Origin of the sequence: Vibrio splendidus 12E03 (genome assembly GCF_000272105.2) — a bacterium.
GTDB lineage: Bacteria > Pseudomonadota > Gammaproteobacteria > Enterobacterales > Vibrionaceae > Vibrio > Vibrio splendidus_I.
Genome location: NZ_AJZD02000212.1, coordinates 26,889 through 48,482, shown reverse-complemented (window position 1 = coordinate 48,482; position 21,594 = coordinate 26,889). Strand labels below are relative to the sequence as shown.

18 protein-coding genes are annotated in these 21,594 nt (G+C 44.1%); 10 read left to right on the top strand and 8 right to left on the bottom strand.

Annotated elements, in window-relative coordinates; genetic code table 11:
- Positions 1 to 149: 149 nt before the first annotated feature.
- Positions 150 to 1,031 carry a flagellar protein MotY gene (motY, locus tag A142_RS14440; protein WP_019823812.1) on the bottom strand — a complete coding sequence of 294 codons (882 nt, stop codon included), beginning with the start codon at positions 1,029 to 1,031 and terminating at the stop codon, positions 150 to 152.
- 188 nt (positions 1,032 to 1,219) lie between these two features.
- On the opposite strand from motY, the gene rnt reads away from it, so the two are divergent.
- Together rnt and A142_RS14430 are read left to right on the top strand one after the other, a co-directional pair.
- The gene (rnt, locus tag A142_RS14435) at positions 1,220 to 1,864 is read left to right on the top strand and encodes a ribonuclease T (protein ID WP_017061178.1); all 645 of its coding nucleotides are present in this window, start codon (positions 1,220 to 1,222) and stop codon (positions 1,862 to 1,864) included.
- A gap of 65 nt (positions 1,865 to 1,929) precedes the next feature.
- Positions 1,930 to 3,255 (top strand): Na+/H+ antiporter family protein, encoded by a 1,326-nt coding sequence (locus tag A142_RS14430; protein ID WP_019823809.1) that lies wholly within the window; start codon positions 1,930 to 1,932, stop codon positions 3,253 to 3,255.
- Positions 3,256 to 3,447: 192 nt separating this feature from the next.
- Here the strand turns inward: A142_RS14430 and A142_RS14425 are convergent, their stop codons facing one another.
- Both A142_RS14425 and A142_RS14420 read right to left on the bottom strand, forming a co-directional pair.
- On the bottom strand, positions 3,448 to 4,077 hold the full coding sequence (locus A142_RS14425; protein WP_017061180.1) for a DsbA family protein: 630 nt from the start codon (positions 4,075 to 4,077) through the stop codon (positions 3,448 to 3,450).
- Between the two features lie 98 nt (positions 4,078 to 4,175).
- Entirely contained in the window at positions 4,176 to 4,514 is a 339-nt protein-coding gene (locus tag A142_RS14420) for a Grx4 family monothiol glutaredoxin (RefSeq protein ID WP_004741702.1), read from the bottom strand.
- A 269-nt stretch (positions 4,515 to 4,783) separates the two neighbouring features.
- Here A142_RS14420 and sodB point away from each other — a divergent pair, with 269 nt between their 5' ends.
- From sodB to A142_RS14405, 3 genes are all read left to right on the top strand, one after another.
- Positions 4,784 to 5,368, top strand: a complete 585-nt coding sequence (gene sodB / locus A142_RS14415; RefSeq protein WP_004734050.1) for a superoxide dismutase [Fe] — start codon at positions 4,784 to 4,786, stop codon at positions 5,366 to 5,368.
- Between the two features lie 235 nt (positions 5,369 to 5,603).
- Complete coding sequence (locus A142_RS14410) at positions 5,604 to 6,107, top strand: VC2046/SO_2500 family protein (protein ID WP_264158385.1); 504 nt, start codon at positions 5,604 to 5,606, stop codon at positions 6,105 to 6,107.
- A 277-nt stretch (positions 6,108 to 6,384) separates the two neighbouring features.
- The gene (locus A142_RS14405) at positions 6,385 to 7,068 is read left to right on the top strand and encodes an SDR family oxidoreductase (protein ID WP_019823804.1); all 684 of its coding nucleotides are present in this window, start codon (positions 6,385 to 6,387) and stop codon (positions 7,066 to 7,068) included.
- Positions 7,069 to 7,254: 186 nt separating this feature from the next.
- Here A142_RS14405 and adhE read toward each other — a convergent pair whose 3' ends face one another.
- Positions 7,255 to 9,960 (bottom strand): bifunctional acetaldehyde-CoA/alcohol dehydrogenase, encoded by a 2,706-nt coding sequence (adhE, locus tag A142_RS14400; RefSeq protein WP_019823802.1) that lies wholly within the window; start codon positions 9,958 to 9,960, stop codon positions 7,255 to 7,257.
- Positions 9,961 to 10,598: 638 nt separating this feature from the next.
- Between adhE and A142_RS14395 the strand changes: the two genes are divergently transcribed.
- The gene (locus A142_RS14395; RefSeq protein WP_004734056.1) at positions 10,599 to 11,237 is read left to right on the top strand and encodes a YchE family NAAT transporter; all 639 of its coding nucleotides are present in this window, start codon (positions 10,599 to 10,601) and stop codon (positions 11,235 to 11,237) included.
- A 149-nt stretch (positions 11,238 to 11,386) separates the two neighbouring features.
- A complete protein-coding gene (locus tag A142_RS14390) occupies positions 11,387 to 12,229 on the top strand; it encodes an ion transporter (RefSeq protein ID WP_029405552.1) in 843 nt (280 codons plus the stop codon).
- 152 nt (positions 12,230 to 12,381) lie between these two features.
- Here the strand turns inward: A142_RS14390 and asd are convergent, their stop codons facing one another.
- A complete protein-coding gene (gene asd / locus A142_RS14385; protein ID WP_019823798.1) occupies positions 12,382 to 13,500 on the bottom strand; it encodes an aspartate-semialdehyde dehydrogenase in 1,119 nt (372 codons plus the stop codon).
- 501 nt (positions 13,501 to 14,001) lie between these two features.
- Between asd and nhaC the strand changes: the two genes are divergently transcribed.
- Entirely contained in the window at positions 14,002 to 15,438 is a 1,437-nt protein-coding gene (gene nhaC, locus A142_RS14380; RefSeq protein WP_019823795.1) for a Na+/H+ antiporter NhaC, read from the top strand.
- 107 nt (positions 15,439 to 15,545) lie between these two features.
- Here the strand turns inward: nhaC and A142_RS14375 are convergent, their stop codons facing one another.
- The 3 genes from A142_RS14375 to yejK form a co-directional block, all read right to left on the bottom strand.
- A complete protein-coding gene (locus A142_RS14375; protein ID WP_019823793.1) occupies positions 15,546 to 16,724 on the bottom strand; it encodes a hypothetical protein in 1,179 nt (392 codons plus the stop codon).
- 76 nt (positions 16,725 to 16,800) lie between these two features.
- Positions 16,801 to 18,204, bottom strand: a complete 1,404-nt coding sequence (locus tag A142_RS14370) for an Hpt domain-containing protein (protein ID WP_019823790.1) — start codon at positions 18,202 to 18,204, stop codon at positions 16,801 to 16,803.
- Positions 18,205 to 18,309: 105 nt separating this feature from the next.
- Positions 18,310 to 19,314 carry a nucleoid-associated protein YejK gene (gene yejK, locus A142_RS14365; protein WP_017061190.1) on the bottom strand — a complete coding sequence of 335 codons (1,005 nt, stop codon included), beginning with the start codon at positions 19,312 to 19,314 and terminating at the stop codon, positions 18,310 to 18,312.
- Between the two features lie 84 nt (positions 19,315 to 19,398).
- Between yejK and A142_RS14360 the strand changes: the two genes are divergently transcribed.
- The gene (locus A142_RS14360) at positions 19,399 to 19,626 is read left to right on the top strand and encodes a YejL family protein (RefSeq protein ID WP_004734063.1); all 228 of its coding nucleotides are present in this window, start codon (positions 19,399 to 19,401) and stop codon (positions 19,624 to 19,626) included.
- A gap of 28 nt (positions 19,627 to 19,654) precedes the next feature.
- On the top strand, positions 19,655 to 21,463 hold the full coding sequence (locus A142_RS14355; protein WP_019823788.1) for a DUF3413 domain-containing protein: 1,809 nt from the start codon (positions 19,655 to 19,657) through the stop codon (positions 21,461 to 21,463).
- The last annotated feature ends 131 nt before the right edge of the window (positions 21,464 to 21,594 follow it).

The following is a 21,594-nucleotide window of genomic DNA, read 5'->3' as shown; positions in this document are numbered from 1 at the left end:
TGCTAATTCTTGTTCAAGCATAAAAAATCCCCATCAACGTTGTTGATGGGGATTATCTGCTAACTGCAAGATCGTTCAAGTCTTCTTAAACGATCGGCATTAGTCATTAAAAGACGGGCTTTGTCACTTTAAACGGTTACTTACTCGGCTTAAACCTGTGTGCGACCTAAAGAGATCACAACGCGTCGGTTCTTATCTTTACCAATTGGCGAGTTATTGTCGGCAATTGGACGACGCTTGCCATAACCTTGTACTTGAATACGGTCTTCTGGCAAGCCGAGAGATTTAAAGTACTCTCTTAACGATTCCGCTCTTCGCTCTGAAAGATTCTGGCTAATGCCTTTGCTGTCGACAGAGTCGGTGTACGTTGCCACCAGCACAAGGTCGATGTCTTGGTTGTAGCGAACATAATCAGCAATTTGGCTTAGCCTTTTTCGTGAAGACTTATTCAGCTGATCGCTGTTGCGGTCGTAGTGCAAGATAGTGAAAGAGATGTCTTCGAAGCTGTAAGGCAGCAAATTGGCAACACAGTCACTGAACACATTATATTTTTCTTGGAATAACACCGACGATAGCGACACTTCAATACGCTGATCTCGGCTCTGCCACTCTTGGTAACTGAATGTCGGGTAGCGCCCTTTCTCCAATTCACTCAAGATCCCCCAAGCCGTTTGACCGCCAACGTAACCATCAAATTGTTGGAAGAACTTAATGGTAGTCATGCGATCGGCACTTTCCCCCGGGCGCCAAGGTGGTGGCATAGAAATCAAGCTGACATTGCGCGTTGCACCCATTGGGCGGCGCATTTTAAGCTCAAAGTCCAAAATGATTTTTTTACTCGCGCGAGATGAGAACTCAGCATCACCAAAATTGGGGATTGGATGCACCAAGCGACATTCTAGTGGCGTGTTAGCCACCATCTCCCATGTCGACTGTTGAGGAGATGCTCCGTAACGCTTTTCTTGCGCCAAAACCGATGGCGACATAAGTAGCGAAAATAGCATTGAACCTGTTATGAGTTGTTTCTTCATAAAGTGGAGTATCTCTTAAGCAATTCGTTTAACAATGCAGCCAATTGCCGCATTTTTCTCTCATGTTTAAATATGCAATTATCAAGCCGAGATGGGACGGCTAATTTATGATTTATTGCCCTTTCCTAGTTTTTATCACCGCTATTATCTGCAATAATGTAGCCTTAATCACACTTATTTGGGCTAACATGACTGTAGAAAACGAAGCTCTGACCCTAAAAAAACGCTTTCGCGGCTATTTTCCAGTGGTCATCGACGTGGAAACCGCAGGGTTTAACGCTGAAACCGATGCATTATTAGAAATCTGTGCCATTACATTAAAAATGGATGAGAACGGAGATCTGCACCCTGCATCAACGCTTCATTTTCACATTGAGCCTTTTGAAGGCGCAAATATAGAGCAGGCAGCATTAGACTTTAACGGAATTAAAGACCCATTTAGCCCATTACGTGGTGCTGTGTCGGAACAAGAAGCCCTTAAAGAAATCTACAAGCTAGTGAGAAAAGAACAAAAAGCTTCAGATTGCAGTCGCGCAATCATGGTCGCTCACAATGCTACGTTCGATTTAAACTTCGTTAATGCAGCAAGTGAGCGTTGTAAGCTTAAACGCGTCCCTTTCCATCCATTTGCAACTTTTGACACAGCTGCCCTGAGTGGCCTTGCCTACGGCCAAACCGTTTTGGCTAAAGCTTGCCGCACTGCTGGGATGGAATTTGACAACAAAGAAGCACACTCTGCTTTATATGATACGCAAAAAACCACAGAGTTATTTTGCGGCATAGTAAACAAATGGAAAGCCCTTGGTGGTTGGCCTCTTGTTGACGAAGAATAAAAAATAGAGTCGGTAAACGTTCGTTCGTATTGCCTTCATAAAAAACACAACATCCCGAGAAAAATATGAATCCTGTTGTAATTTCAGTTTGCATCATGCTTGTTTTAGCTTTGATGCGCGTAAACGTTGTCGTTGCTCTTACGTTCAGCGCAATTATCGGTGGCGTAGCCTCTGGTATGAGTTTGAACGACGCAGTAGCGGCTTTCGAAAGTGGATTAGGTGGCGGTGCAACTATCGCACTTAGCTACGCAATGCTTGGTACCTTTGCTGTTGCTATCTCTCGTTCTGGTATCACAGATCTCCTTGCTCAAAGCGTGATTAAGCGTATTCACGGCAAAGAGAACAGTGCAGCATCTAATGGTCTAAAATACGGCATCCTTGCGTCTTTGATCTTAGTGACCATGTCTTCGCAAAACGTGATTCCTGTACATATCGCCTTCATCCCAATCTTAATCCCACCTCTATTAGGCGTATTCGCAAAAATGAACCTAGACCGTCGTCTGGTTGCGTGTGTGCTGACTTTTGGTCTGATTACTCCGTATATGGTTCTCCCTATCGGTTTTGGTGGCATCTTCCTAAACAACATCCTGCTTAAAAACCTTCACGACAACGGTCTTGAAAACGTAGTAGCAAGCCAAGTACCAATGGCGATGTTGTTACCGGCTGCAGGCATGATCTTTGGCCTTCTTACGGCAGTATTCTTTACTTACCGTAAGCCTCGCCAATACAAAGAAACGTCTCATACTGTTGTTTCAACCGAAGTTAAAGAGATCAACAAGAAGCACATCCTAGTGGCTGCTGCTGGTATTGTTGCTGCGCTAACGGTTCAACTATCGACAGGTTCTATGATCATCGGTGCTTTGGCTGGTTTCATGGTATTCACCTTCGGTGGTGTAATCGCTTGGAAAGAGACACACGATGTCTTCACTAAGGGCGTTCACATGATGGCAATGATCGGTTTCATCATGATTGCAGCGGCAGGTTTCGCAGCAGTAATGAAGCAAACTGGCGGCGTTGAATCTTTGGTTGAAGCACTTTCAACAAGCATCGGCGACAACAAGCCTCTAGCAGCACTACTTATGCTAATTGTTGGTCTATTGGTTACTATGGGCATTGGTTCTTCGTTCTCTACGATTCCAATCCTTGCAACTATCTACGTTCCACTAGCAGCAGCATTTGGCTTCTCGCCTATGGCAACAATCGCTCTAGTAGGTACAGCTGCAGCACTTGGTGATGCGGGCTCTCCGGCTTCTGACTCAACATTAGGTCCAACGTCTGGTCTAAATGCTGATGGTCAACACGAGCACGTATGGGAAACCGTAGTTCCAACATTCCTGCACTACAACATCCCACTGATCGTATTCGGTTGGATTGCAGCCATGGTTCTGTAATTAGGTTCTATAGTTAAAGAGCCCTGCGCTAACTTTTATAAAGACCGCCTCGTGCGGTCTTTTTTGTCTCTGAGATTCATTCTACTCTCCCTTCCGCTCACTCTCATTGAACTAGCGACACCAAACAAAAAAAGGCTTACTCTGATGAGTAAGCCTTAGAAATCATTGCGAATACAGATGACTCTCGCTGAATTACGCAGCGGGAGCATTACTCACTAGAATTTCGCGAATAGACTTAAGCGTCGCTTCCGTTGAATGATAATCCAATTCAACTTCACTAAAGATGCCGTTCACTTCAAGCATTAAGGTCGGGTAAGAAAATACACCCATCGCTTCTTTAAAGCCTAGCTGGTCATCTAACTCACTTTCCAATAACTTGCTAGAAAGGTCATTTTCAAACTGTTGAACATTCATACCTAGCTCTTCAGCCAACTGCAAATGTGTGTCTTGGCTATGTGGCAACATCGCACGAAGGTAGTAAGCATGTTGAATCGCTTCAAGCATCGCTTCGTAGTGGTCTTGAAAACCTGCAGCAATCACGGCACGGCACGCAGGGTAAGTACTGCGAACAGGTTGGCACTCTGTCCAAAAATCATGGTTAAACTCAGTACCCAACTTAGCTTCGATCTGCTTCCAAATCGCTTGCAGCTTGCCTTTCATCTCTTCTGACATTGGCTCATCAGAATCCGGCGCCAAACCACCCACTACATAGTTAAACTCAATGCTCGCAGGCAATTGTTGTTTCAATAACTCAAGTGTTGGCTTGTAACCCCAACACCAGCTGCACATTGGATCATGCACATAATGAAGTTTTACGTTCATTGTTCATTCCTTATCGAGTCAATGATTCGATCAATTAAAACAAAAAAGGAGCCTGATTAAGGCCCCTCATTTTAACTATTCAGCGCAAAGGCTAGAACTTATTCAGCGTCATCGCCAGCAACTTTAGCCGCTGCTTCTTTGATGATTGGCTGAAGTTCGCCTTTTTGGAACATCTCAAGAATGATGTCACAACCACCGATTAGCTCACCTTCAACCCAAAGTTGTGGGAAAGTTGGCCACTGTGCGTAAGCAGGAAGCTCTGCACGGATATCAGGGTTTTGTAGGATATCTACGTAAGCAAATTTTTCGCCACATGCCATTAGAGCTTGAGACGCTTGAGAAGAGAAACCACAGCTAGGTAGCTTAGGAGAACCTTTCATGTACAGTAGAATAGTGTTTTCTTCAATTTGCTGTTTGATTTTATCGATAGTTTCCATTGCTTCCTCGTTAATGGATTACGGCGTTTATTGCCTTTATTCTACCCCAAACTAAAAGAATAAAAACCATATAAAAAAAGCGGTTAACAGGCTAAGCTAACAATTCACACAAAAGTAATGAAATAAGCTTTTAATAAAGTAAAAACTTGCTAAACTATATCGCAAGTCAGCAAATTGACCATGGTTGGCAGTATAGCGAGCCATGAATAATAATATCACTGGAAGCAATCGAAAGAATTAACTCTTTCATATCAATGGAGAATTGAGCAATGGCATTTGAACTACCGGCTCTTCCTTACGCGAAAGACGCGCTAGAACCACACATCTCAGCAGAAACGCTAGATTTCCACCACGGTAAGCACCACAACACTTACGTTGTTAAGCTAAACGGTCTTATCCCAGGTACTGAGTTTGAAGGCAAAACACTAGAAGAGATCGTTAAGACTTCTACTGGTGGTGTTTTCAATAACGCTGCTCAAATCTGGAACCACACGTTCTACTGGCACTGTCTTGCTCCTAAAGCAGGCGGCGAACCAACTGGCGCTGTTGCAGAAGCTATCAACGCTGCATTCGGTTCTTTCGAAGAATTCAAAGCGAAATTCACTGATTCAGCAATCAACAACTTCGGTTCTTCTTGGACTTGGTTAGTTAAGAAAGCTGACGGTTCTCTAGACATCGTTAACACTTCTAACGCTGCTACTCCTCTAACAGAAGAAGGTGTTACTCCACTTCTAACTGTTGACCTATGGGAACACGCTTACTACATCGATTTCCGCAATGTTCGCCCTGACTACATGGCTGCATTCTGGAACCTAGTAAACTGGTCTTTCGTAGAAGAGAACCTAGCTAAGTAATTATTACTTACGCTGCGCTATTTATAGCGAGTTATCTATTGAAAGCTCATGCCTCGGCGTGAGCTTTTTTGTATCTGTCGTCTCCAAGATAAAAATCAGCATCAATCAACAGACCGTAGTTTCCACCTATCCCTACCTTTCATATCAGCCCTGCAGAAATTCGTTATTTGCCTGTAATTAAACACTAAAGTTTGCCGACTCCATGCCGTTAAAGGTGTATCGAATGAGAGGCAACATGCAAATACATACTTTAGACAAAGCAGGAATCATCAACGAACTGAAGTTCGGCATCGGGATCAGCCAAGCGGTTGAGCAAGGTCGCCGTGCAGATTTCGCGTTGTTGTTATCTATGTTTTCTAATGATGTTCGTGATTGCACGCCCATCGACACCATTGAAGTTAGCGAGACAAATGAAGATCGTCTACGTAAACACTTCGGCGTAGCAGATCCACAACCTTTGCGCTCGGACCAATCGTCTTATGAAATTTCGGCTCAACAGTCGGCTCAGTTTCATCAAGCAAGCCTTGCCAGTGCAAAGCTAAGCCATTACTTGAAACCTGAAGCGCTTGCTTTCATGCCTGAAGATACGCATGACTTTCCCGAAGAGGTTTATCAAAACCTTTCTGGTCATGATCGACGTAAATTGGCGAATAAACACTTGCCTGATTTGCCTCATGCCACGCTCTACAACGAATTGTCGACCGCTCAGCGTCAATATCAGATTCAAGCTCAGGTGTAGTTACTGGCTCCCCCTTTCTGACTTTCTCTTAAGGCTCCTCTTTTCCCATCTTGTGTGCACCTACGAATTCATTGATACAAGTGATATGAATCACTAGCCTTAGGCATCTATAATTTCCAGTTTGTCGATTACCTCTTGAAGTTACTACAAAATGTGACGTGCCACTAAATTCATAAAAACTTATTAATCGGCATACCTTAGTTTGAACCAATTCACACCCATTGTATAAAATTTGACCCATCCTTATCCGACACGGATGATTTGTTTAGGTACTGGGATGGAAATAAAAAGCTCAATCATATTGGTGACATCTGCCGGCTCGCGACTGGGAGGGACGATTGCGAACCACTTTGTTAACCTTGGAGCCACCGTCATCCTTTGTGATAAAGACTCGGAAGCACTCCAGGCGACGTATCTACAGTGTGCCCGCTTTTCTGACTCGGTTTATCACTACACGCTCAAAGGCAATGACAGCCAAGCGATTCTCAGCGTGTATGATTTTATTCAAACCACCTTCAACACGACACCCGATGTGCTGGTCAATAACTGGATAAGCTCCCCAATGCCAAGTCTGATTGGCGATCAACCTGTCAGTAGCTTTATTAATGATCTCTCGTCGATGGCATCGACCCTGTTTGCATTCGGGCAAATCAGTGCTGAGAGATTGCGAGAAGAAGATAAAGAAGGCGTGATTGTGAATGTGATATCTCATGATGACTTTCATGATGTGTCCGGCTTAGAGAGTGCAAATTCGATGATCACTGGCTTTACCCATAGTTGGGCGAAAGAGCTGACTCCCTTTGGTATTCGAGTCGGTGGTGTTGTTCCCGCCGTTCATAACTCCGATGGTAAGCTCAACCGATGTCACTGGGCGCAGCTGCAAGACGAGTTGACTCGAACCACTGAATACATTGTCTCGAATGACTACTTCAGTGGGCGAGTTGTCGCGGCAGAGGTTTAACTCCCTATTCCAAATTAACATAGCAGACTCGACTCAAATCGAGTAGCAAAGCAATTGCCTTTCAATCCGTTTTACAAACGAACCAAACATAAAAAAAGCCCCAGTCTCTCGACTGGGGCTTTCATCTTTTCCCGATAGATAAGTATCGTGCTAGCGAAAACTTATCTCAAAACTAATGCTTATTTATTATGCGTTAGCTTTTTCTTTTTTAGCTTTTGGCGCTTTCGCTTCAGCTGGCTTTTGGTCTGCTTTCTTAAGGATAACTGTAGTACCTTCGAAAGTTTCACCTTCAACGTATGGCTGGCCGAAGTAAGAAGTTGTTAGCACTTCTTTTAGCTCAGTGATTAGAGGGTAACGTGGGTTAGCACCTGTACACTGGTCATCGAACGCTTCAACAGCTAGCTCGTCTAGTTTAGCGATGAAGTCAGACTCGTTAACACCCGCAGCTTGGATAGATAGTGGGATGTCTAGGTCAACTTTAAGCTCTTCTAACCAAGTCAGTAGACGTTCAATCTTCTGAGCAGTACGGTCACCAGCTTGGCTTAGGCCTAGGTGGTCAGCAACTTCAGCGTAACGACGACGTGCTTGTGGACGGTCGTACTGAGAGAATGCAGTCTGCTTAGTTGGGTTATCGTTCGCGTTGTAACGTACAACGTTTGAGATAAGTAGTGCGTTAGCAAGACCGTGTGGTAGGTGGAACTCAGCACCAATTTTGTGAGCCATTGAGTGACACACACCTAGGAATGCGTTCGCAAATGCTACACCAGCGATAGTTGCTGCGTTGTGTACTTTCTCACGAGCGATTGGGTCAGCCGCACCATTTTTGTAGCTTGATGGTAGGTATTCTTTAAGCATCTTAAGTGCTTGAAGAGCTTGGCCGTCTGAGTACTCGTTCGCTAGAACAGATACGTAAGCTTCAAGAGCGTGAGTTACTGCATCGTAACCACCGAACGCTGTTAGAGACTTAGGCATGTTCATTACTAGGTTCGCATCAACGATAGCCATGTTTGGCGTGATTTCGTAATCAGCTAGTGGGTATTTAGCACCAGTCTTGTCGTCTGTAACAACAGCGAATGGAGTAACCTCTGAACCAGTACCTGAAGTTGTAGTGATACATACAAGCTCAGCTTTTTGACCCATTTTAGGGAACTTGTAGATACGTTTACGGATATCCATAAAGCGCATTGCTAGTTCTTCGAAGTGAGTTTCTGGGTGCTCGTACATAACCCACATGATCTTAGCAGCATCCATTGGAGAACCACCACCTAGAGCAAGGATTACGTCAGGTTGGAAGCTCTTCATTGCTTCAGCGCCTTTCTCAACAACAGATAGCGTTGGATCCGCTTCTACGTCGAAGAAAGTTTGTACTTCGATACCTTGTGCTTTAAGCAGGCTAACTACGTCATCTGCGTAACCGTTGTTGAATAGGAAACGGTCAGTTACTAGGAATGCGCGTTTCTTACCTTCTAGGTCGCTCATTGCGATTGGAAGGCTACCACGACGGAAGTAGATAGACTTAGGTAGTTTGTGCCACAACATGTTTTCAGCTCGCTTCGCTACAGTTTTCTTGTTGATAAGGTGCTTAGGACCTACGTTCTCAGAGATAGAGTTACCACCCCATGAACCACAACCTAGAGTTAGAGAAGGTGCAACGTTGAAGTTGTACAGGTCACCGATACCACCGTGAGTAGTCGGGATGTTGATTAGGATACGAGCAGTCTTCATCTTGTCACCGAAGTAACGAATGCGGTCTGCGTTAGTATCTTGGTTAGTGTAAAGACCAGATGTGTGACCGATACCACCGATTTCAACCATAGTTACCGCTTGAGCAACTGCATCTTCGAAGTCGTCTGCGCGGAATAGACCTAGAGTTGGAGATAGTTTCTCGTGAGCGAATTCGTCATCGTAAGAAACTTTACCAAGACCTTCACCTACAAGTACTTTTGTATCAGCAGGAACTTTAACACCAGCCATTTCAGCGATTGCTGGAGCAGGTTGACCTACGATTTTAGCGTTTAGGTTGCCGTCGATAAGCAGAACTTTACGTACTTTATCAGCGTCAGCTTTAGATAGAACGTGAGCTTTATGAGAAGCGAAACGCTCTTTCACTTCGTCGTATACTTCACCAACTACGATTGCAGCTTGCTCAGAAGCACATACTACGCCGTTATCGAAAGTCTTAGACATAAGGATAGAGGCTACAGCACGTTTGATGTCAGCTGTTTCATCGATAACTACAGGAACGTTACCAGCACCAACACCGATTGCAGGCTTACCAGAAGAGTATGCTGCTTTAACCATGCCTGGACCACCAGTAGCAAGGATAAGTGCGATACCGTCGTGCTTCATAAGCGCGTTAGAAAGCTCTACAGATGGTTGATCGATCCAACCGATGATGTCTTTTGGAGCACCGGCTGCAACAGCTGCGTCTAGAACCAGTTTCGCTGCGTCGTTAGTTGAGTTCTTTGCACGTGGGTGTGGCGAGAAGATGATGCCGTTACGTGTCTTAAGAGAAATTAGAGATTTGAAGATTGCTGTAGAAGTTGGGTTCGTTGTTGGAACGATACCACAGATGATACCTACAGGCTCAGCGATAGTCATTGTGCCTAGGTTGTCATCTTCTTCTAAGATGCCACATGTTTTTTCGTCTTTGTATTTGTTGTAGATAAATTCAGATGCAAAGTGGTTTTTGATAACCTTATCTTCAACAATACCCATTCCAGATTCAGCAACTGCTTGTTGAGCAAGTGGAATACGAGCGTGGTTAGCAGCAAGAGAAGCTGCGCGGAAGATTGCGTCTACTTTCTCTTGAGAGAATGTTGCAAACTCTTCTTGTGCTGCTTTAACGCGAGCTACTAGAGCATCAAGTTCCGCTAAGTTAGTTACAGGCATGGTGGATCTCCTAAAATAATAAATATTAAAAACTTTTTATTAAATTCGCTGCTTGCCGTTAACCTTAAAAACCAGCGTTCTTAGTAAATTGCTTTCAGGGCTGAGTATATTATTTCACTGTGTGAAAAAAATTGACCCAGATCAGTTACCCAAAAAGAATTAACCAGAAAGTAGTAAGGCAATCGCAAAAATGAACTTAAGAGCATGATTTATATAGATTAAACTCACACTTTTCGTTCGCGCAAAAAACAAGCAAACAGACAACTTTTTTCTACATAGCGTAATAAACTGTAAAAAAGTTTCATTTTTAGTCCGTTAAATTACATGTATACAGCTATATTCGTGCTACTGAGAGTATATCCATACCGTTGTACGGGCTAGATTCTGACATAATTTTTATTAATTTCGTGCGTCGGTTAACAGTTACTCAATAATAAATTACAAAATTAAACACCACCAACTAGCTTGCAACAGGCTTAAAACAAAAGTGAGATTCAATTAGTTTTTCTAAAAAGAATCACCCATTTCAAGTTAGTTTTTTTCATTCGCGTAAATTGAGTTTGTCCCTTACATTACGCGCCTAAACTATTCACAGATCAAACCTTCAACCTTAAGTACGCTAACTGGAGATCGCTCTCATGCAAGGCTTAGAACTCGCAATTTTTATGCAATTCTTCCTTGGGCTTGTTGCTGCCGTAAACCCAATCGGCATCATGCCTGTTTTTGTTTCTCTTACTGCTCATATGCCGCCAGAAGAGAGGAACAGGACAGCCTTACAAGCAAACATTGCTGTTGCCGTGATCCTCATTGTCTCTCTTGTTGCGGGGCAAATGCTGCTTGATATGTTTAGTATCTCGCTGGACTCATTCCGTGTTGCAGGTGGTTTACTATTACTGAGCATCGCATTTTCGATGATGAGCGGTAAGCTCGGTGAAGATAAGCAGAACAAACAAGAAAAATCTGAATACATCAGCAAAGAGCAAATCGGTGTTGTTCCACTGGCTATGCCGCTAATGGCAGGCCCAGGTGCTATCAGCTCGACCATTGTTTACGGGTCTCGCTACCCTGCAGCTATTGATACGGTCGGCATCGGCATTAGTATCATCGCATTCGCAACATGCTCTTGGCTTTTGTTCCGTTCAGCGCCGGTTATCGTTCGCTTTTTAGGTCAAACGGGTATCAACGTGATCACTCGTATCATGGGCCTGATTCTTGGCGCATTGGGTATCGAGTTCATCGCCAATGGCCTACGTAATCTGTTCCCAGGTTTAGCATAACGTTTAACGGCATTTCGGTTGCTCTATAAAGGGCAACAATATTGAAATATAGATAAGGCGAGTAAAGCAATTGGGCTTTCACTCGCCTCGTTATTATGAAGCTTGTATAATGACTGTTAATGCATTTAACAGAAGACGAACCTCTCCTTATGTCACGCAAGCCACTTAAGCATCATTTGTACGTCATTATCTTTGGTACTCACACGCCAGCCGGACGTGCATTTGATATATCTCTGATCGTTGCAATCTTGGCTTCGCTGTTGGTTCTAATCTTAGAATCCATACCTAATGTGATGACCGAATGGTCACAACAGCTGCGTTATATCGAATACACCTTCACTGCGCTCTTCACTCTTGAGTATTTGTTAAGGCTCTATTGCTCTCCAAAACCAAAATCTTACGCCACCAGCTTTTATGGTGTTGTTGACCTATTGGCGATTCTTCCGACTTACCTAGCGATCATCTTCCCCGGCGCTTCATTTATGGGAGTGGTGAGACTGCTGCGTGTGATGCGTATATTCCGTATCCTAAAATTGGTTCGCTACCTACAAGATTCCAATATCCTATTACGCTCACTATTAATGGCACGACGAAAGATACTGATTTTCTTCAGCACAGTGGGCATCTTGGTCGTTATCTTTGGCGCTCTGATCTTTGTTATTGAAGGTCCCCACAATGGCTTCACCAGTATTCCTCACAGTATCTACTGGGCAATCGTGACCATCACAACCGTGGGTTACGGTGACATGGTGCCGCAAACCGCGCTTGGTAAAGCCATAGCATCACTGACCATGCTATTGGGTTACTCTATCTTAGCGGTACCGACCGGGATCATTACTGCAGAACTCAGTAATGAGATGAACTCGCACAAAGAATTGGTTAAGTGCCCTAACTGCAACCGAGCGGGCCATGATTCGGACGCCATGTATTGCAAGCACTGTGCTAGCGAATTAGCGGATCCAGACAAGCGTGTCGTCACCGACGAGAAATAAAAGCAGACACGAGATTCGAGTAGCGAGATGCGAAGAGATTTAAGGGCAGTTTCGAGGGCCGAATAACGAGGTAGCAATAAACTAAAAAGGGTTGACGTTTGTCGTCAACCCTTTCGGTTTATCAGCTAATAGAATTTAAGCAATCTTGCCTATTACGCTTTCTCAGCAAGGATAATGCGCAGAGTACGACGTAGTGGTTCTGCAGCACCCCAAAGCAGTTGGTCACCAACCGTGAAGGCGTTTAGGAAATCGTTACCCATCGACATCTTACGCAGACGACCGACTGGTACAGACATTGTGCCTGTTACTTTCGCTGGTGTTAGCTCCTGTGCCGTGATGTCACGGTCATTAGGAATCACTTTAACCCAATCATTGTGCGTTGCGATGATCTCTTCGATCTCGTCCATTGGAACGTCTTGCTTAAGCTTAATCGTTAGTGCTTGAGCGTGACAACGCATTGCACCGATTCGTACACAAGTACCATCAATTGGGATTGGCTGACCATCTAGACCAAGGATCTTGTTTGCTTCAACACCGGCTTTCCACTCTTCTTTGCTCTGACCGTTTTCACGCTTCACATCGATCCAAGGAATCAGTGAGCCTGCAAGCGGAGCACCAAATTGGTCTGTTGGGAATGAAGATGAACGAATCGTATCAGCCACTTTCTTATCGATATCAAGAATTGAACTTGAAGGATTCGCTAACTCAGAACTTACGCTGTCGTTGATCACACCCATTTGTGAGATCAGCTCACGCATGTTCTTAGCACCCGCACCAGAAGCGGCTTGGTAAGTCATGGCACTCATCCACTCAACCATGCCTTTCTCGTACAGACCACCTAGAGCCATAAGCATTAAGCTCACAGTACAGTTACCGCCAACGAAAGTGTTGGTGCCGCTGTGAATGCCTTGTTGGATTTGAGCCAAGTTAACAGGATCAAGAGTGATGATTGAATCAGCGTCCATACGCAGAGTAGAAGCCGCATCAATCCAGTAGCCTTTCCAACCCGCTTGACGCAGCGCTGGGTATACTTTTGACGTGTAGTCGCCACCTTGACAGGTAATCACAGCATCTAGCTGTTTTAGGCTATCAATATTAAAAGCGTCTTGAAGTAGACCCGCATCTTTACCACCTAAAACAGGGGCAGGGATACCAATCTGAGATGTGCTGTAATAAACAGGCTCAATCAGGTCGAAGTCTTTCTCTTCCACCATACGTTGCATCAGTACAGAACCAACCATACCGCGCCAACCAACTAGACCTACTCTCATCGCTCACTCTCCATGTATAAAATTAAAAATTGCTCTCCCCCATCTATAAGTTTTTCAGAAACAGAACTCAAGCGCTTTTTGTCAAAAAGTGTAACTTTTTCGTTTCTTTTAAGTGAACGTATTGAATCGTGCAGTTATCCCTGTATCGACGCTCAATATCCTCATCACCAATAAAGATCTCAATATCGGCAAATTCAAACATTTGCACGGTAGAAATCATTTAAATTCAGTCTGATCGTAAACAGTAATTCCCTCTTTTAAATCAAGGTTACTCAGCATTATATTTTACAAAACGAAAACAACGTGCGACAGAAATCAACATGTAACAATCATGAATTTAACAATATTTTAGATTATGAAACCACAATTGATTGAGTTAACAGTCAAATATCACAACTTAGACGTATTTTTTCGATATAATAAACTAATTACTGTAGTGTCCGTTTCGTACCACACACTATAACGAAGCACTATAAATGCTCGAAATCACAAGAGGCTTTTATGAAGCAGAGTAAAACTCGCCTACCGAACCTATTACAGGTATTCATCGCGTTAGGACTATTTCTATCCCTTGCTTTTTCCTTTACTGCAAAGTTTGACCTTCCAATCCAACTTGCCTTGTATATTGGCTGGTTCATTATCATGGTTCTTGGTGTTCGTCTTGGTCATCAATACAAAGACTTAGAAAAAGCAGCACTCAAAGGAATATCCAATGGCTTAGGCGCAGTTTTAATACTTTTAGCCGTCGGCGCTCTTGTGGGTACTTGGATCTCAGGCGGGATCGTACCTACTATCATTTACTATGGTCTGAAAGCTATCCACCCTTCTATCTTCCTTTTAGCGACCATGATCATCTGTTCTCTAACCGCATTGGCGACCGGTACTTCTTGGGGCGCTGCGGGTACAGCAGGTATCGCGATGATGGGTATCGGCCAAGGTCTAGGTGTTCCAGCACCGATTACTGCAGGTGCCGTGCTGTCAGGTTGTTACTTCGGTGACAAGATGTCTCCGCTTTCTGATTCAGTGATTCTGGCTTCTTCAATGTCTGGTGTTGAAGTGGTTGAACACATCAAGGGCATGCTTCCAGTTGCGTTAATCAGCTACGTGATTACAGGCATCATGTTCACTGCGTTTGGTTTCCACTACGCGGGCAACGTTGACATGAGCCAAGTAGATTCTGTCATCAAAGCAATGGAAGTTCAGTTCTACATCACGCCTTACTCATTCGTTCCGGTACTTATCGTGCTTGGTCTGTTGGCTTTCCGTATGCCTTCATTCCCGGTCATCAGCTTTGGTTCTCTGCTGGGTATTATCTGGGCAGTCATGATCCAAGATATCGACTTCCTAACGGCATTCAACACTGCTTGGGCACCGTTCTCAATCTCATCTGGCGTCGAGTTTATTGATTCGATTCTTAACCGTGGCGGCATGTCTTCAATGCTGGGGTCGGTAGCGGTTATCGTATTTGGTCTAGGTTTCGGTGGCTTACTGGATAAAGTAGGCGTACTAGAGACAATCGCTAAGGTGTTTGAGCGCCGCGTAAACAGCGCAGGCTCACTAGCGACGAGCACAATTGGTACGGCCTTCATGGGTAACGTGTTCGGTTCTGCAATGTACGTATCGTTAATCCTTACGCCAAAAATCTGTGCGAAAAACTACGACCGTTTAGGCTATAAGCGTAAGAACCTATCTCGTAATGCTGAGTTTGGTGGCACGCTAACGTCGGGTATGGTTCCGTGGAGTGATAACGGTATCTACATGGCGAGTATTCTTGGTGTTGCAACGCTGTCTTACGCACCCTTCATGTGGTTAAGCTTCATCTGTATCATCGTGACTATCGTGACATCTTACATGGGTTGGTTCGTTGATAAGTGTGAACCAACAGCACCAGCGTTTGAAGCTGAAGAAGCGACAGAGTTAAGCAAGCAACAAGCTTAAGTTCAGGAGCTAACGCTTTCGAACGTAACTCAAAACGTTAATAGATAAATGCAAAAAGAGCGCCCTAGAGCGCTCTTTTTTGATCTGCTGATTACTTATTTATCTATCTATTTATTGGAGGTTCGTTTACCCAACCAGTAACCGATGCCTAACGGTGCAAAGAACACCACTAAGATAAACAGAATGAAGTAAATAATCACACCTTTGATTAACTCCATCAGTTTATCAATCGCAAGCACGACCACCTCTTGAGAGACGCGATCAAGGTCTTGTGTGAACAGTTCTCTTTCTGAAGTCACAATGCCAGCAATCTCGATGCGCTCTTTGGCAATCATCTCTACTAGAGCTTCTCTCTCACGTGTCACCATTTTTTCTAATGCCACACGTTCATCGCTCAGCATCGCTAATTTTTGGTCTGTCTTATCGCTGAGGTCGTTGAGCAAGGGCTGCATTTCTGTCGACATAATAGAAGCCAGCGTTTGCATGTACTCAGGATTGTTTTCGATGAAGTCCTGCATGCTTGCTGATGTTTGACGAAGGCTTTCCAGCGTCTTAGACAGGTCTTCACCCGTTAAAGAGCTGTTCAAAGCAACCAACTCAGCTTTCCACGACATTAGCTTTGGCGTCTGATCAGCCATTACGCTTAAACGGTCTGATGCATCACTCATTGCTTCTGGCATGGTTCCCAAATTTTGCACGATTTGAGATTCGTCTTTCCCTAAGTAAGTTAACCAATCACGGTAAGCTGGCGTACTTCTGAATGTGAGGTCTTTAAATGGGTGGCTAGCAGCAAACTGCGCAACGAACGCTTTGCTGTTTTTGAAATCACTGGAGCTCAATACACCCTTTGCCAGTTTCTCAGCTTCTTGATCAAGAAAACGAGCAGTCTCTACCGCATCATCCGTGGCGAACAGATCCGCGCCGTCGTCTTGGCTATAAAACTGATTCATTTGGGCAGTGAAAACCCACGAGTCAATTAACGCAGACATTGGAGAAGTTTGGTAAGCCGCTTGTTGTAAGCCCTGCTCTGCATGGATCTTCCAAAGCAACACATAAGATTGATGTAAGGTGTCATCAGCATGGTAAGATTGCGCGATGAGATCGGCCGAGTCTTCTACTCGAGTAAAGAACATCTTGGCGTATTCACGCGTCATGATCCGAGCATTTAACTCTTGTTGAGTGAGAGGCGTCGTTTGACTATCTAACTTAACTTCTAAGAGAGAACAACCACTTAGCACAATGCTAAGCACCAACACCATCCAACTTCGACTCGAAACTCGTAACATATAAACCTCTGACAAAGACTAAGGGCGCGGATTGTATGAGCGCTTCGTCAGAGTATTGTCAAAAATCCTGTAAAAGTTAACGCTGACTGTCTAAATATTCATGAGCAGAATCCACAGAGGCTTTTATTGCCTGCTCTAATTCAGCCAAATCATGTTCACTGATCGCTCTGGACTGCTTCATTGTCATTTCAATACTTGCGGCAATGATGGCTAACCGAGACGCTTTAATACTGCCGGCTACACCTTTTAAGCTATGTACAATGCGAGCAGCGGAAGTTTCATCTTTGGTCAGTAAAGACTTAAACTTCTCGTAGTCACCTGCGTGGTCTTGTACAAACACACCAAGCAAGAGTTCGACAGATTCAGCATCACCGTCGAGCGTTTCTAACATGTCTTCGATATCAATCGCAGGCTTTGAATCTGTGACACTGGCAACGTGTTTCTCTGCTACTGGTGCCTGCTCAGAGGCTTGCTGAATAGAGTCTTGCGGTACAACGGGTTGGCTTGTAACGTTAACACTCTGCGGAAATTGAAGTTCGGAAGACTGGCTCGTTGGCCTGTTCTCGGATACATAAGCGTCGCTATCTGCTTGTTGCACTCCTGAGGAAACAACATCGCTAGAAGAAGCGTCTTCCTTACTTGAATTAATTTCTAGTTCAGAGCGGAATTCTTGGTCTGCTTCTTTCATCGTTTTTGTGGACCTAACGCCCCAAAACACTATCCCGCTCATCGCCACCAAGCTTAAGCCCAGCATTACCAACAATAGGTTGAATTGACGGTCATGGAACTCAGCTTCGAGTTTTATGATCTGCTCATTCACAGAGTTTTTCTTAATCTTATCAACCAAATAGTTAAGTTGAGCATAATCACTCAACAATGCTGACGCATCAGCCAGTAACTGCTGGAGTGCATCTTGCTCTTCGGTTTCTAGAGAATAAGATTTGTCCAAAATGGAATCAAAGGCGCGATAAGTCGCTGATGAACTTTGATTGTCAGAATACATGGCTTCAAATACCACAACGCCGAATTCGTTGAGGAGTGGTTTTAGCTTAGGGGAAAGCTCTTTATCCGCACGCAAGATCTTAATGTTATCAACGATGTCTTGAACTTGGCTTTCTATTGGAATGAACTCATCGAACTTTTCTAGGAACTGATCAGCTACGTACAACAGTTGGTTCACATCAGGACGAAACAAGGCGTGTTGGAAATCAGATTCAATCTGCAGTCGGATCGAATAAACCAACTGAGCGTCGAGTGCGAGATCATTGATACGAGAGACTCGAAGTGGTTCTGAGAAATAAAGCGATTGCCTCAACTCGTTGACTCGAATACCGAGCTCTTCGATTTGAGCAAGAGAATTGGTGTAGGAACGGCTTAGATTAAGAAGAGCCAATGAAGGAAGTAGCCACAGAGCCAAGAGCACAACCAAGAAAGTGGCTGGTTTTTTAAAGCGTTTGGGCTTTGCTACTGATTGTTCCATCTATATTCCTTGTGCGTGTTAACTTGAAGCCATGACCGTAGCTAAAAGATTAAGCACAAAATAAGCGACAACGTCCTGCTGCCGCTTTTATCCGTTAACTTCGGACTACGACTTATTGCGAGTCAGTTGGTCACGTAAGTTCGGTGGAGTGCCTTTAATCGTTAGCGTGTCTGTCTCCGGATCGTAAAAGATACGTTCGCCTAGAAGCAGACTATCAAAACTAACATTCAAACCGCCACCAGCACCAACAAATTTTGTTAGTTTACGCATAGTTGCGCGATCGGCTGGGAAGCTGTCTTCTAACTCGTAGCCTTGCTCACTAGTATAGTCAAAGAAGCTTGTGCCATCTGTGCTTGCTGGCAACTCGCCGGAAAGTTCACGAACTTGCACTTCATCGCCCGCTTTAAGCTGCTCGTTACAGTAATCCGCAACCTGCTTTTTGTAGCTGATCGCTTCTTCTTTCTCTAATTTAGAGTCAGAAACGAAGTCTTCTACCGCTTGCATCAGTACTTGGTTTTGCTGTTTCGCATCCAAACCGACTTCAGCTTGTAAGAAATCTAAGAAGAAATCCGCGACTTTACGGCCAACACGTCCTTTAATATAAGTTAAGTAACGGTTTGACTCTTTATCAGTCTCATAAGTTGAAAGGTCTAGACGAGCCGCGATATCCATTTTTGAGATATCAAGGTAGTCAGTCGCACTAATATCAAGCCCTTCAGTAACCTTTAGGCTTTGGTTTGAAGGCAATAAACCAATGAAAAGGTAATCTGTTGCAAGTGACTGATATTCAGCCATTACCAAGATACCTTCGTCAGCGAATGGGTACTTTGATAGTTCGTCTTTTAGACGTTGCGCACTTTTCTGAGAAAAATCGTAAAAGTTTGTCTCACCAGCACGAAGTTGATGCAACCACTGCTGGAATTCGCTGTCAGATTTGAAAGAACCAAACCCTTTGCCTGCTTTTGAATTAAAAACACGGTGAAGTTCAGCAACTAGGCTTTCAGATGAAGCATCGTTTTCTAGAGATTCAGCACGATAGTTAACAATCAGCTCATCCTGATCGTTCTTGCTCAGCTGGTGTAAAATTACGTTGGAAAGGTGAAGGCTCATAGTGAAAATATTACCGTTCAGGTTTCAGTTGTCGTGCATAGTAGGTTATCATAAGCCGCTTTTACTATCATTATTAGAGTCCTTATGCCGATTATATCTAAATACACAGATGATCAAGTTGAAAAAATCCTAGCTGAAGTAGGTGCTGTACTAACTAAGCACAAAGCTTCGCCAGAACTTTCACTGATGATCGCTGGAAATATCGCAACCAATGTCTTAAATCAGAATGTTGCTGCTTCACAACGCAAAGGAATTGCTGAAAAATTTGCCGAGGCTTTAATTTCTTCTCTTGAAGATAAAAAGTCTCACTAAATTTGATTGACGGATAAAAGAATTATAAATGGTAGACAGCGCAAACTCATATAGCGATCGTGTATCTCGACTGGTTGGTTGGGGTCACTGGTTTGCATTTTTCAACATCATTGCTGCGATGTTGATTGGTACTCGTTATATTACTCAATCTGCTTGGCCAGAAACCTTGCTAGGTCAATTCTATTTGGCTGCATCGTGGGTTGGTCATTTTGGCTTTTTAGTGTTCGCGCTCTATCTATTAGTGCTGTTCCCGCTCACTTTTGTTCTTCCGTCGAGGAAGTTATTACGTTTGGTTGCCGTTATCTTCGCGACCATAGGTTTAACTGTCCTGTTGATTGATACCCAAACGTATCAAAATATAAACCTCCACCTGACGCCTGTCGTGTGGGAGGTTTTATTCAGTGGAGAGGAATCTGCATTCACGTCTGATTTGCAGCACTTCTTCATTGTTATGCCATTTATCTTCTTACTACAGCTTGGTCTGTCTGAGTGGGTTTGGCGTAAGCAGCGTAAACTGTCTCATAAACACATTGGCCGTCCGATTACTGCCGTCTTCTTCCTGTGTTTCATCAGCAGCCACTTGACCTACATGTGGGCTGATGCGTACTTCTATAACCCAATTACTAGCCAGAAAGCGAACTTCCCACTGTCTTACCCAATGACAGCGAAAAGCTTTATGGAAAAACATGGTCTATTAGACCGTGAAGAGTACCTTGAGCGTTTAGAAGCGAATAAAGAGACCGTAAACCTAGTTAGCTACCCGCTAGAAAAAATTCAATACAACCGCCGCAGTGACGATCTTAACATCCTGATGGTGAGTGTGAACAACCTTCGCTCTGACGCACTTAATACGACAGCGATGCCAAACAGCTATGCCTACGCACAACAGTCGATCAACTTCACCAACCACTACAGTTCAAGCAACGATATGTTTGGTATTTTTGGCTTGTTCTACGGCCTACCGAGCAGCTACGCAAGCAGCATTGAAGCTCAAGGGTCAAGCGCAGTATTGCTCGATGTTTTAGAGAATCACGATTACAAGTTCGCTGCTTTCAGTGGCGACAACTTTAATGATGCACTGTACTCGGATATCATCTTCCGAGGCCGTGATGTGATGCCAGAGCAAGCAACTTATGATGACCAGAGTGCCATAAAAGCTTGGTCTGACTGGATTCAATCACCGCAAGCTAAGCGTCCTTGGTTTAACTTTATTGAACTGACTACCCTGGATAACTTCGCCAGCTACGATTCAAGTTCAGAGTCGGACTCTACGCTAACGACAGCAGAGCGTTTTGCAACAGACTATCAAAAGTCAGCGACAGCGGCCGATGCTCAGCTAGCAACTATCTACGCTGAACTGGAACGCTTAGAGCTTGCCGACAACACGGTGGTTATCATTACCTCTAACCACGGTACTGAGTTTAACGAAACCAAAACCAACAGCTGGGGTGCAAACTCCAACTACAGTCGTTATCAGTTACAGGTGCCACTGTTTATTAGCTGGCCTGGTAAGTCTGCTTCTGAATACACCCACCGTTCTAGTCATCTAGACGTATCAGTAACACTGATGCAAGAGCTATTGGGTGTATCTTCGAACCCAACGGATTTCAGTAGTGGTCGCAGCCTGTTTAATGAACGTAACAGAAAGTGGATCCTCGCAGGCGACTCTCGTGAACTTGCGCTTGTTACTGATCAGCAAACAACGGTGTTAGATAAATTCGGTAACTACAAATTGTACGACCAGAATTACAAGCGCCTGAAAAACGTAAGCCCTCGCTTACCTGTGTTGATGCAAGGCCTGACTGAGCTACAGCGTTTCTACACAAAAAATGACTAAATAATCAGCAAACAGCAAAGGGAAGCCAATGGCTTCCCTTTTTTATTGCCATGAATGATTAGAAAACAAGCAACAAAACAAAATTATGAAAATTAAGGGTTTACAAGATCCTCCACCCCTTATATTATTCA

What these genes read in the sequence shown, in the direction of transcription:
- A142_RS14430 (WP_019823809.1), top strand. Translation starts at nt 1,930, where the DNA reads ATGAATCCTGTTGTAATTTCAGTTTGCATCATGCTTGTTTTAGCTTTG.
- nhaC (WP_019823795.1), top strand. Translation starts at nt 14,002, where the DNA reads ATGAAGCAGAGTAAAACTCGCCTACCGAACCTATTACAGGTATTCATC.
- asd (WP_019823798.1), bottom strand. Translation starts at nt 13,500, where the DNA reads ATGAGAGTAGGTCTAGTTGGTTGGCGCGGTATGGTTGGTTCTGTACTG.
- A142_RS14425 (WP_017061180.1), bottom strand. Translation starts at nt 4,077, where the DNA reads ATGAACGTAAAACTTCATTATGTGCATGATCCAATGTGCAGCTGGTGT.
- A142_RS14375 (WP_019823793.1), bottom strand. Translation starts at nt 16,724, where the DNA reads ATGTTACGAGTTTCGAGTCGAAGTTGGATGGTGTTGGTGCTTAGCATT.
- A142_RS14390 (WP_029405552.1), top strand. Translation starts at nt 11,387, where the DNA reads ATGTCACGCAAGCCACTTAAGCATCATTTGTACGTCATTATCTTTGGT.
- A142_RS14410 (WP_264158385.1), top strand. Translation starts at nt 5,604, where the DNA reads ATGCAAATACATACTTTAGACAAAGCAGGAATCATCAACGAACTGAAG.
- A142_RS14360 (WP_004734063.1), top strand. Translation starts at nt 19,399, where the DNA reads ATGCCGATTATATCTAAATACACAGATGATCAAGTTGAAAAAATCCTA.
- A142_RS14395 (WP_004734056.1), top strand. Translation starts at nt 10,599, where the DNA reads ATGCAAGGCTTAGAACTCGCAATTTTTATGCAATTCTTCCTTGGGCTT.
- sodB (WP_004734050.1), top strand. Translation starts at nt 4,784, where the DNA reads ATGGCATTTGAACTACCGGCTCTTCCTTACGCGAAAGACGCGCTAGAA.
- A142_RS14370 (WP_019823790.1), bottom strand. Translation starts at nt 18,204, where the DNA reads ATGGAACAATCAGTAGCAAAGCCCAAACGCTTTAAAAAACCAGCCACT.
- adhE (WP_019823802.1), bottom strand. Translation starts at nt 9,960, where the DNA reads ATGCCTGTAACTAACTTAGCGGAACTTGATGCTCTAGTAGCTCGCGTT.
- A142_RS14420 (WP_004741702.1), bottom strand. Translation starts at nt 4,514, where the DNA reads ATGGAAACTATCGATAAAATCAAACAGCAAATTGAAGAAAACACTATT.
- rnt (WP_017061178.1), top strand. Translation starts at nt 1,220, where the DNA reads ATGACTGTAGAAAACGAAGCTCTGACCCTAAAAAAACGCTTTCGCGGC.
- A142_RS14405 (WP_019823804.1), top strand. Translation starts at nt 6,385, where the DNA reads ATGGAAATAAAAAGCTCAATCATATTGGTGACATCTGCCGGCTCGCGA.
- yejK (WP_017061190.1), bottom strand. Translation starts at nt 19,314, where the DNA reads ATGAGCCTTCACCTTTCCAACGTAATTTTACACCAGCTGAGCAAGAAC.
- A142_RS14355 (WP_019823788.1), top strand. Translation starts at nt 19,655, where the DNA reads ATGGTAGACAGCGCAAACTCATATAGCGATCGTGTATCTCGACTGGTT.
- motY (WP_019823812.1), bottom strand. Translation starts at nt 1,031, where the DNA reads ATGAAGAAACAACTCATAACAGGTTCAATGCTATTTTCGCTACTTATG.